Source organism: Leuconostoc sp. UCMA20149 (assembly GCF_030400235.1).
GTDB classification, from domain to species: domain Bacteria; phylum Bacillota; class Bacilli; order Lactobacillales; family Lactobacillaceae; genus Leuconostoc; species Leuconostoc pseudomesenteroides.
Genome location: NZ_VJYC01000006.1, coordinates 101716 through 113414 on the forward strand (window position 1 = coordinate 101716; position 11699 = coordinate 113414).

12 protein-coding genes are annotated in these 11699 nt (G+C 38.3%); 5 read left to right on the top strand and 7 right to left on the bottom strand.

Features of this window, described 5'->3' with window-relative positions:
- Positions 1–8 precede the first annotated feature (8 nt).
- Complete coding sequence (locus FF105_RS06670; RefSeq protein ID WP_290046482.1) at positions 9–1232, bottom strand: NupC/NupG family nucleoside CNT transporter; 1224 nt, start codon at positions 1230–1232, stop codon at positions 9–11.
- A gap of 144 nt (positions 1233–1376) precedes the next feature.
- On the opposite strand from FF105_RS06670, the gene rbsR reads away from it, so the two are divergent.
- The 4 genes from rbsR to FF105_RS06690 all read left to right on the top strand — a co-directional run bounded on the left by rbsR (position 1377) and on the right by FF105_RS06690 (position 5082).
- Positions 1377–2378 carry a ribose utilization transcriptional repressor RbsR gene (rbsR, locus tag FF105_RS06675; protein ID WP_010281901.1) on the top strand — a complete coding sequence of 334 codons (1002 nt, stop codon included), beginning with the start codon at positions 1377–1379 and terminating at the stop codon, positions 2376–2378.
- A gap of 147 nt (positions 2379–2525) precedes the next feature.
- A complete protein-coding gene (gene rbsK, locus FF105_RS06680) occupies positions 2526–3473 on the top strand; it encodes a ribokinase (RefSeq protein ID WP_010281905.1) in 948 nt (315 codons plus the stop codon).
- Between the two features lie 2 nt (positions 3474–3475).
- Positions 3476–4168, top strand: coding sequence for a ribose-5-phosphate isomerase RpiA (rpiA, locus tag FF105_RS06685; protein ID WP_148422874.1), 693 nt, complete (start codon positions 3476–3478; stop codon positions 4166–4168).
- Positions 4168–5082, top strand: a complete 915-nt coding sequence (locus FF105_RS06690; protein WP_200136119.1) for a DMT family transporter — start codon at positions 4168–4170, stop codon at positions 5080–5082. Before rpiA ends, FF105_RS06690 begins: the two co-directional genes overlap by 1 nt.
- Before the next feature lie 53 nt (positions 5083–5135).
- On the opposite strand, the gene FF105_RS06695 is transcribed toward FF105_RS06690, so the two are convergent.
- The 6 genes from FF105_RS06695 to FF105_RS06720 form a co-directional block, all read right to left on the bottom strand.
- On the bottom strand, positions 5136–6332 hold the full coding sequence (locus FF105_RS06695; RefSeq protein ID WP_148422876.1) for an SAM-dependent methyltransferase: 1197 nt from the start codon (positions 6330–6332) through the stop codon (positions 5136–5138).
- A gap of 212 nt (positions 6333–6544) precedes the next feature.
- Positions 6545–6691 (bottom strand): hypothetical protein, encoded by a 147-nt coding sequence (locus FF105_RS06700; protein WP_290046483.1) that lies wholly within the window; start codon positions 6689–6691, stop codon positions 6545–6547.
- A gap of 2387 nt (positions 6692–9078) precedes the next feature.
- Entirely contained in the window at positions 9079–9447 is a 369-nt protein-coding gene (locus tag FF105_RS06705) for a hypothetical protein (RefSeq protein ID WP_010277757.1), read from the bottom strand.
- Entirely contained in the window at positions 9447–9716 is a 270-nt protein-coding gene (locus FF105_RS06710; RefSeq protein ID WP_010277753.1) for an AbrB/MazE/SpoVT family DNA-binding domain-containing protein, read from the bottom strand. Before FF105_RS06710 ends, FF105_RS06705 begins: the two co-directional genes overlap by 1 nt.
- A gap of 173 nt (positions 9717–9889) precedes the next feature.
- The gene (locus tag FF105_RS06715; protein ID WP_148422878.1) at positions 9890–10363 is read right to left on the bottom strand and encodes a holin; all 474 of its coding nucleotides are present in this window, start codon (positions 10361–10363) and stop codon (positions 9890–9892) included.
- A gap of 9 nt (positions 10364–10372) precedes the next feature.
- Entirely contained in the window at positions 10373–11296 is a 924-nt protein-coding gene (locus tag FF105_RS06720) for a GH25 family lysozyme (protein WP_234456353.1), read from the bottom strand.
- Between the two features lie 69 nt (positions 11297–11365).
- Here FF105_RS06720 and FF105_RS06725 point away from each other — a divergent pair, with 69 nt between their 5' ends.
- A complete protein-coding gene (locus FF105_RS06725; RefSeq protein WP_290046485.1) occupies positions 11366–11608 on the top strand; it encodes a transposase in 243 nt (80 codons plus the stop codon).
- The last annotated feature ends 91 nt before the right edge of the window (positions 11609–11699 follow it).

The following is an 11699-nucleotide window of genomic DNA, read 5'->3' on the forward strand; positions in this document are numbered from 1 at the left end:
TACAATTCTTACCAAACAAACAAACCTGCTGTGGCAGCTGAAAGCAATGATACTAATACGCCAGCCAACAACATATATGGTACACGTGCACTAATATAGTCATTCTTTTCTTTATTAACAAGTCCCTTGAAACAACCGATAATCATACCAATCGTGCCAAAGTTAGCAAAGCTTGTCAAGAATACAGTCAAAACAACACGTGCATGCTCATTTGCGAAGAAGCCTTTACCAGCCATAATCGACTTTGATACTTCACCCATCACAACGAATTCGTTAGTCACTAACTTAGTACCCATGTATTGTGCCAAACGGAAAGCATCATCAACACTGAAACCTAACAACCATGCAAATGGGAACATAATCACACCGAAAATATTTTCCAGCGTTAACCAATGCAATCCTGTCAAACTAAACAATTGGTTAATCAAAGCTGCCAGAGAAACAAAGGCAATCACAGTAGCGGTAATAATTAAAATCAACTTACCAGCACCTAAGATTGAATCTCCTAAAAATGAAAAGAATGGTTCTTTCTTTTCACCTTTTTCAGTGACATTCACAATTACATCTTCTTCAGGCGTTACTTTAGTAGGATTAAGAATGGAAGCCACAATGATAGCGCCCAAAATGTTTAAGGGAATAGCAGTCAACACATAATTACCAGGCACCATTTGTGTATAAGAACCAATGATTGCCGATGTCACACAGCTCATTGACATCATTGCTAATGTAAAATTACGCCGTGCAGACATGCTGTCCAACTGATTTTTTGAAACAGCCAAAACTTCTGTATTACCCAAAAACATCATTTCAATTGAGAAAAATGCTTCAAACTTTGGCTGTCCAGTGACAAATGCCAAACCCTTACCAATCCATTTAATCAACCATGGCAACAAACCAATATATGTCAAAATATCAAACAATGGCACAACGAGCAAAATGGGTAGCAAAGCTGAGGTTACGAAGTTTGGGCCACCATTATTTGATGTCAAACACTCAGGTAATGCGAATGCAATACCTTTTGACGCAACAGATACTAACCAGTTAAACCCATCAGCTGCACCCTGAACAGCAATTTGACCTGCCTTGAACTGCGTGAAAAACCAAGCCAAAGCAATTTCTAAGGCTAACACAACACCAACTGAACTCCAAGGAATATTCTTCCTATCATTAGAAAACAGCGCTGCAATGGCAATGAAAACAAAAATACCAAGTAAATTTACGATTAAAAACATAATCAGTTCCTCTCCTGAAAACAATAATTTTTAAGTAAAACGTTTAACCAAAAATAGTGTAGCATATTTATTTTAAAATTGGAAGCGTTTTCAAAAAATTAACTGGTACAATAGATACTAAGTATGAGAACAAGGAATGAGAAGATGCATAAGATATCCATTAAGGACGTGGCAAAAAAGGCCAATGTCTCAATTACAGCTGTTTCACAAATCTTAAATAATAAGGGGGATCGCTTTTCAGCAGAAACAATCAAAAAAGTGTTACAAGCTCGTGATGAGCTGGGATACGTACCAAACAGTGCCGCTCGTAATTTAAAAGTGCGGCATAGCCGCTTGATTGGTATTATTGTTCCCTCATTTAGAATGCCCTTTTTTGCTGATATCATTCAAAGTATGCAGGACAACGCGCCTGAAGATGTGAATCTTGTATTCATTGGCTCTACTGCCGACAACTTGCAAAGTTCAATTTATTCATTAGTTGAACGTGGCGTTCAAGCATTGATTTTCGGTCGCCCGATTCCTAATCGCGATGTTGTGAATGCTTTTTTAAAAAAACGTCATATTCCTTATTTGGTATTAGACCAGAATGCCGATATCAACGCTCAAGACATGGTACAAACCAATGAATTTACCGGTGGTAGCTTAGCAGCAAGCCATTTACTGTCGTTAGGTCACCGTGATATTGCCCTCATATTACCCAATGACCTAACCGACAATATGCGTCAACGGCGTGCTGGGTTCCTTGATACGTTGTCGGCTGCCAACGTGACACCTATTTCAGTTATTTCAGCAGCGCTCTCTAAACACGGTGGTTTGGCAGTTGTTCACCAATTAATACAAAGCCAGGCAACAGCTGCTTTTATATTAAATGATGAAATGGCAATCGGTGTCTTACGCGGTCTAACTTGGCAAAATGTTAAGGTGCCTGAGGATATATCAATTGTTGGCTATGATGATACTGACTACGCTGAATTCGTGGTGCCTTCATTAACCACTATCGCCCAACCAGTCGCCGAAATTGGGCAATCAGCGTTGAATATGATTTTGCAACGTCTCGCCCATCCCAATCTTCCTTACCAAACAGCATTTTTCGACGTTAAATTAGTCATCCGAGAATCCACTGCCCAACTATCAACAGATCAATAAACCCTTAGTTATATCATGTCCCCTGAATGCTAAAGCAACATTCAGGGGCTTTTTTACGTGCTTGACTTAAACAATCTTTTAATTTATAATAAAGTCCTAACTCAGGTAAAACGTTTAACCTCATTTTATCTTAAGGAGTAAACTATCATGACAAATAAAGTTGTGATCATTGGTAGTCTCAATATTGACACCATTCAAATGATTGAACGCATGCCGCAACAAGGCGAAACAATTGCAGTGCAAAATCAAGCTAGTACCTTTGGTGGTAAAGGCGCAAATCAAGCTGTAGCGGCTGCACGTCAAGGGGCTGATGTTACTTTCATCGGCGCAGTCGGTGATGACGAACGTGGCCGTGCCTTTAAGCAACTATTAGATGACGAAGGTATCAGTACAAAGTATATTTTTACTAAAAAGCAACCAACCGGTTCAGCAACTATTATGCTGGAAAATGATGGTCATAACACAATCATGGTGTACGGTGGTGCCAACATGGCACTTAGCGTTGCTGATATTCAGCAAGCCAAAGAAGCCATTGCTGAAGCTGATGTTGTTGTCGCACAACTAGAAGTTCCTACAGACGTTGTGGCTGAGGGATTTGCCATTGCGAGACAACATGCCGCACTGACTATTTTAAATCCAGCCCCAATTACGTCACATTTAGATGATACAATAATTCTAAATACTGACTTAATCATCCCAAATGAAACCGAGGCAGCAGCACTTGCAGGCACTGAACCAACAACCGCCCCTGAAAAATTACCTGCACTCGTTGATCAGCTAAAATCAAGGGGATTACACAACACCATCATCACCTTGGGTGGCGATGGCGTGTTCTATAACGTCAACAATCAACACAATCAATTACCCATTTTCAAAGTCAAAGCTGTGGACACCACGGCGGCTGGAGATACCTTTATTGGTACGGTTGCCGCTAACATTTCTACCAAAATGACTGATTTAGATATGATTGTTACACGCAGTTGCTTCGCAAGTTCGCTGACCGTCAGTCGCTCAGGCGCAATTGTATCCATTCCCAACAAACAAGAAGTTGACGCAGGACTTGCTAACCAAGCGAAAGTGATGACTAGAGGCTAATAATGACTGATAAAGACTTACAAAAAAAACAAGCTGCTGAGGCGGCCTTACAATATATTAAACCAAACATGATTGTCGGATTAGGTACAGGATCGACTGTGTCATATTTCCTAGAGGCGTTGGCAAAAGCAGATATCAATATTGTCGGTGTCACAACTTCACAAGTTACTAGCCAGCACTGTGCGGAGCTCAGCATTCCCATTGTTGATATTGACGAAGTCGATCATATTGATGTGACTGTCGATGGCGCTGATGAAGTTGATACCTATTTGAACGGGATCAAAGGTGGCGGTGCTGCCCTCTTAATGGAAAAAATTGTCGCCAAAAACTCTAACGAAAATATATGGATCGTTGACGAAAGTAAAGTTCACGCAACTTTAGGTAGTTTTCCACTACCTATTGAAGTGATTCCTTACGGGAATGGCCAATTATTCCGTCAATTTACCGATAGAGGATTCTTTCCTAAATTAAGACGTCAAGCAAATGGTGCCCCTTTAGTTACTGATGCGGGTCACTACATTATTGATTGCCATTTAAATAACATTAACAATCCGTATGCATTAGCTGAATATTTGGAAGGCCAAGTTGGCGTTGTCGAGCATGGTCTGTTCCTTAATATTTGTAATCGCGTGATTATCGGTGGTGAAACTGTGACAATTAAAGAGCGACAAAAGACGAATACGGAGCAAGTTTAATGTTATTTTTAATCATTGCTTTGGGCGCCGGATTAATTTTAGCCGCACAAAACGCTATCAATGCCGAGTTAAGCGCCTGCCTTAAATCTCCAATCGCTGCCAGTTTTCTTGGTTATGTAGTTGGGACCCTATTTCTACTCCTGTTGACCATTATAATTGGTGACTTTTCTAAAATTGCTGACCTCTTTTCAGCACCACTTTGGTTACTCACCGGTGGCTTGTTTGGCTTAATGTTTGTCACAAGTTGTATCATACTTTTTCCAAAAATTGGTGCGGTTGAAACCGTCATGTTGCCCACACTAGGTCAAATTGTCGCTGGCATGTTATTTGAAACAGTTGGCTGGTTCAACGTTGATATTATTCCAATGACGCTGCTTCGCATTGTTGGTCTGATGGTCTTATTATTAGGAACTTACATCGCTGTCGTCTTAGCCACTAAAAGAAAAACACTCGCCAGCCGTTCTCAAAACAATCAAGCATCCTCACGCTTGGTCTTGCGTTTATGGGCGTTTGGCGCTGGTGTCTTATGTACTGTCCAATCAACTTTTAACGGACAACTTGGCAATCTAATTGACAGTCCAACGGTAAGTGCACTTTGGGCGTTTGTGATTGGTCTCATCGTACTCGTTTTCCTCAAGCCCAACACATGGCAAGTTCTCGTTCGTGGCATTAAAATGCCACAATCTTGGTCAGCCGGTGTTGCTGGTGGTACATTTGTGACGCTAATGTCCCTCCTAATTCCTAAATTAGGCCCTGGCTTAACCGTCAGTATTTCAACACTAGGCGTTATGGTTGGCGCAATGTTAGTGCAACAATTCGGACTGTTCAAATCATTACGTCAAAACGTCTCAATGACTCAGGTTATCGGCATTTTAATTATGCTGAGCGGCATTATTTTAATAAAAATGTTTTAAAAAGACTGTTCAATTCTAACGTGTTACTAGCGTTAGAATTGAACAGTCTTTTATTATTTTACACCACTTGCTACATCCGCATGATAAATGTATGAACGTGTCATTGGCAGATTAGTGCTCGAGGCACCTTTCGTCAGCAAATACTGAACAACATCAATATTGCCTGATTCAAATGACGCTGCACAAGCTTGCAAATATAAATCCCACATACGATAGAAACGCTCACCGTATCGAGATGTCACACTTTCACTGACATCGTGAAAGTTATCGGTCCAAATTTCAAGTGTTTTTTGATAATGTCGGCGTAGCGGCTCCAAATCATCAACCTGCAAATGAGCATCCATAATATGGTCAATATTCTCCGCCAAATTAGGAATATAACCACCCGGGAAAATGTACTTATTGATCCATGCATCGACACCAGCACCTTTATGTTGGCCAGTGATACCATGAATCAAAGCAGTACCATTTTCAACAAGTAATTGGTCAACTTTTGAAAAATAGGCCGCCAGGTTTTCTTTACCAACATGCTCAAACATACCAACCGAGGTAACATGGTCGTACTGCTCTTTTAGCTCGCGATAATCTTCTAGGTAAACAGTTACTTGACCCGTCAAACCTTCTGCTTTAATTTTGTCTGAGACAAAATCATACTGTTGCTGACTCAGGGTCACACCAGTAGCTTTTAGACCGTACTCTTTGGCAGCTGTGAATAACAGAGTTCCCCAACCGCAGCCAATGTCTAATAGTGTTTCACCTTCTTGGGCATGCAACTTGTTGAGAATGTGACGCACTTTATTCATCTGTGCATCTTCTAAAGTATCACTGTCACTGGCAAAATAAGCACAAGAATACGTCATGGTTTTATCCAACCACATCTCATAAAAATCATTACCAATGTCGTAGTGACTTTGAACATCGTTTTTGCTGACCTTTTCAGAATGTGAGTGCTTAGGAATCAGTTTAGAGAACTTGCTATTATTGAAAAAGCTATCTTGTGACCGGTAAGCCAATGTAACTAATTCTTGTAAGTTACCTTGAATCTCAATTTTGCCATCCATGTAGGCTTCACCAAAAGTAAGTGAAGCATGGGCAACAATTTCTTTAATCGGAATGAGCTCATGCATAATGATTTTGGCAATTGATTCACCTTCACCAAAATGCACTGTTTCCCCATCCCAAAATTCAACGTCGATTGGGGCGTCAAAACTGGACTTTAAAATTTGCTTGTAAATCGCTTTGTCAATCATAAATTCCCCTTTTCTAACATAAAGCTATTTTAGAAAAGCATGAATTCAAAGTCAAATCAAAACATTATCACAACACCAATTCTTAAAAATTTAGATATCAATAAATAACACAAAAAACGACATTTTTTCCGGTCTTAAACGAGGCGAATAGCTTCCATTACGATATAAAATTCATTTTTTGTCAACAATTTTTAAACGACAAAATCAAAGCACTAGGCATCGTAAACCAAATCAAGATTCATAAAAGCAAATTTATGCCGTAACGCTGTCACAATTTTTTGTTTCTGTTGTGCTAATCCTTTTAGGTTAATATCGCCGTTAATTGTGCCATTAATTAACACTTTCACTCTATAAGCCATTCCTGTTTTATAAATGACACATGATTTTACTAAAATATCATCTGCTAAAGTTGTTCGAACAATATGCTCTACTTTTTGTTGAACTTGCTCATTTTGAAGCACGCCGCCACTGATTTCAATAAAAGCAAGTTTAATGACTTGAAAGGGATTATTGAGCCCTATATACCAAGGCTTTATCGAATAAAGTGTACAAATAATGTACAAATAGAAAAAAACACCGACCAGATTAATTTCCAGTCGGCTTTTTTGTGTAATATATTTTCTGTCAGAGGAGAAAGAGAATACTCAATTAGTATATTCGGCCTAGATTATATGAACATTAAAACCCAACGGGAATACATTTTTTATCAGTTCCCCCATTTCCTGTTGGGTTGCCCAATTATGCGCTCTATTGATTATATGAATATTAAATAGAAAAAAAGACCCGCACCAGTTAGCGGGTCAATGTATGGATCATCAATACTCCGGAGTATTATGATACACCCAGTCTATTACTTTTTCCTATTTTAAGCAAATAAAAACCCAACAATCTGCGCTGATATCAGAAGGATGGACGTTAAACTTTGATATCGATTGTTGAGCTGACTATATATTATCACTCTTACTTTTTGAAAGCAAATAAAAAAGAAACACATCAGATGTGCTCCTTAAACATAAAAGAAATGTAGCAGTTTTCGGAGAAGCTACGTACTACATTCTATCGGACTTACTTTAAAATAGCAAATAAAAACCCAACAAGTTGAAAACAATTTCAGAATGGACGCCTCCATTATTAAAAAGTGATTGTTGGGCTACACTTATTCTACCCCTATTTGATTGCTGTGTAAATTAAAACCCAACAACCAAGCATTTCACTTAAAAGACGGGCACGTCATGAAATGGTCGACGATGATTGCTGGGTAGTGTCAACATAAGACTTACTTATTGTAAGCTATTTGGATTTTAATTGCAAATAAAAACCTAACAAACAGTAATGTGTATACTTACGACCGTATTTGTTAGGCTATTTGTATAGTATCACTCTTACTTTTTGAAAGCAAATAAAAAAAGAAACACATCAGATGTGCTCCTTAAATCTAACAGAAGTGTAGCAATTTTTCAGAGAAAGCTACGAAATATATTGTAAATCACTTACTTTAAAATAGCAAATAAAAACCGGTTACAACTAATGACCGGTAGTATAGTGAATTTCTCAGCAAGAAACAATGGTACATAAAGGTTTCAAAACTAAAAAATAAAGAAGGAGCACTTGCTGAGTGCGGCCAATCTCTCATGACTACAAAAATATTTTACTATATGAAATAAAAATTTACAACAAAAAAACCCCAACAGGGACAAGCCAAATTTTAAAGAGTAAATATGATCTGCGTAATCACGCCAGTAGTAAGTAACCTAGAAAGAATACGCCTGTTGGAGCAACAAACACAGTCGTAGTCATTAAGACTACAAAATTATTCTAATTCATAATAAATATTTTTGTCAAATAAAAAATCAGGTTAGCGTAAACTAACCTGATACTGGACGCGTATTTTCTTTGGGGAGAAAATACATTATAATTTCAATGGCAAGAAATTACTCTTTTATTTTATATAAACATGTAAAATATTGCAAACAAAAAGCCCGACAAGGTATATTCGTTCAACTCATGATTTCACATATTTTGTAAAGAAGATTTTTAAGAAAGCTGTCGGGCTAAGTAGTCACCTACTATGCTTATATATTATCACTACATACTTTAAATAAGCAAACAAAAAGCTCAACAACACGTAAACATAAAAACCAAAAGCGATAACATTCAAAAGAGCAGTGGTTGAGTTGTGTCATTATAATACCATGTAATTGATTTTTGGGTAATAAAAAAGCTCAACAGTGTAACATCAATTAACCTGCCGAGCATGTAGTCCACTCTTGAAAAGACCACTCGTTTATTTTAACACAAATAAAAACCCAACAACCTGTAAACGGTATGCTGCGAACAGCAAGATGTTGAGCCTGTTATTATTCTACTACGTCACCTTAGAATTGCAAACAAAAACCCAACAAATTGAAAACGATCCCATAAGGAAGAGCTCGTGAGAGCATGAAACCGATTGCTGGGTCTGTAGTCCACTCTTGAAAGAACTACGACTCTATTTTATCACAAATTAAAACCCAACGATCATTGTGCGATATCGGTAGACATCTAGGTCTAGTTCCGATAATGATTGCTGGGTAGTGTCAACATAAGACTTACTTATTGTAAGCTGTTTGAATTTTAATTGCAACTTAAAACCCAACAAACATATCAGATTCGAAATTGGGGTAACTCATCATGCTGTTGTTGGGCTATTTAATGGTATCACTTGTGCGGGTTGAGGGCAAATAAAAAAGGATCCCTGTTATGGTGGTTATCCTTTGAAAGGTATCTTTCCTGTATCAACTAAGTTCTTAACAAAACTATGCAATCCTACTTTATCATTAACCGTTAACTTAGCAACCGGCTTGTTTCTCAATATATAATCAGTTGTAATGTTATACGTTCTGTGGCAGTCAACATATGACTCTTTTTTTAATCCTGCTTGTTGCCACTCTATAATAGGATAATATAGCTCTTTGATTTTTTCTGGTTTTTTATCGTAATCACTGGTAACTTTTAGTAATTTAATATATCCATCCGACATGCTTAATACTAAAGCAGGTCTAGTTTTTGAATCACTTTTGTCTTCATATGGTATGTTTACCACGTAAACTTTCATCCTGGGATCTAATTCACTCATTAACCATTAACCATCCAGTCATGGAAATTAGGTGACTTCTTTTCATCGTATTTTCCGTTTTCGTCAATATCAACCACCTCCGTAGGATAGCTAGCAAACAAATCGTCCCAATCTAACTTGCTAGGTTCTTTTGAAACGATTAGTTCCTGATTGTCGTTCAAGGTAAAAGTCAATTTATCTCCCTTTTCTATGTTCAACTTTGTTCTGAACTTAGCTGGTATGCTAACTTGACCCTTTGCCGTTACTGTTCCGATTCCTGTATTTGTCATGTTTTATCCTCCGAAGTAATACATATTACGTAATACGTATTACCTATACATGAATTATATATTGTTTGTATATTTTTTGTCAAATAAATTTGCCGTTTTGCTAATTTATAATTATCATCAAGACACAAAAACCGCCCAACCAGAAATAATCCAGTCGGGCGGTTTTATTATATTCAATTTTGTAAGGCGTTAACCTTTGCTTGTGCATCAGCTAATGCCTGTTGTGCTTTGGCTAATTCATCAGCCTTGGCTACTTCGCTTGCTTGTTGTTCTGCTGCCTCTTGCGCTTTGGCTTGTTCAGCTGTCATTTGTGGGTACGTCTGATTCAGTTCATTAATCAATGTAGCGTACTCTTTTTCGATAGTGTTCCTGATTAGTGTTTCATTCGTATTTGAAAGTCCTAATGCCGATAACGCTTTTTTGACGATATCAACGGCACCTGACTTTTTTGCTTCACCCTCTAGATATTGTGTCACACCTAACTTTTGCATGGCCACGATTGCAGCCTTAGCCAAGGGTGATAGAACGTTAATCAAAGTGGTAGCCTTGCTATTGCCAGTAATGACTTTACCAATCCAACCACCAATGATTGGAATAGCTGCCAAAGCGATTGAGATAATAACATCTGAAATACTATTTACTTGCATGTGATCTCCTTATTTGATTGTTGCAAACGACTTCATCATCGAGACTGGCTCACCACCAATTTCAACGTTAATCGTTGTCGCTGTCTGTGAAATGACCTTGTACTTGCCAGTCAAAGTGAAGTATTCCATACGTCCATTGTTGCCTTGAATGTATTGATTTTTCAGCTTATTACCGTATCGGTCAGTCAAAGTCAGGGCTGAAATAGGAATATAGTTGTTGTAATCAATCACCGGAATACTCATATCAATGTTGATACCATAAGTTTTGTGATTGTACTTCGTCCAATAATCAGATACATAGACACCACTAAATGTTGCATAACGTGTCTTGGCTGGTGTACTTGGTGTGTTCGTTGATTGTGATGGCTTAGAAGCTGTTTGCTCTGTCGGCTTGTCATTATCCAATGAACCAACCACCATAACGTTACCGTCAACACCAAAATGATTATCACCATACTGCCACATCTTAACGTTGCTCATATTTGGGAAATATTGCATAGGCGGCGTTGCTTGATTAGCAGTAGTTAGATACCAAGCTACCCATAAAGCGTTAGGATAACGTGTATTCACTCTTGATAAGTCAACGTTAGCATTCATGTAGTAGTAACCAGAGTACAGCATTGGCTTGTAACCAGCAGCGTAGATGGCGTCCATGAACTTCAAAATAGCTGTCGTGTTGTTAGCCTTATTCAGACCTGCACCTTCTTCATAATCCAATGCGATGTAACTAACCTTAGCTAATCCAGCATTCTGTGCGTCTTGTACAGCTAATTGTGCGTGATAACTTGCTTCACTAACTGAATCACCAACCTCACCCCAGAAATAACCACCAGTTTGCATACCAACGTCATCAGCATTATGAATTTGTGCATAGGCTTTAGGGTTGACATAGTGACTACCCTCACCGCCGCCACGTCCACCTAGCTTAACCATAGTGCTCTTATACTAAAAAAATGGACTATTTTTATTCAGTCCGTAAAATGAAAGTATAGGAGTATTTTTATGTCAATTCGTTATTCACAAGATTTTAAAGATTCACTGGTTAAACTTCACCAAGAAGGACGTTCACTTAAGTCATTAGCAGACGAATTTGGACCTTCCAAAGATTCTATTGCTATTTGGGTTAAACAAGCTACCCCAATCATGATCAAGGGTCAGTCAAAGACTTTAAAAGACGTCAAGCAATTAGAAAAGCGTCTCGCTATTTTTGAGGAAGAAAACGAAATTTTATCACGCATATCCTGACAGGCATTGAGCGGCCATCTTACTAGCCGAAAAATAGTTCGTAATGTGGGATTGCCGCTAGTTAACCAATTTTTAGCACAAGGCTACGCGC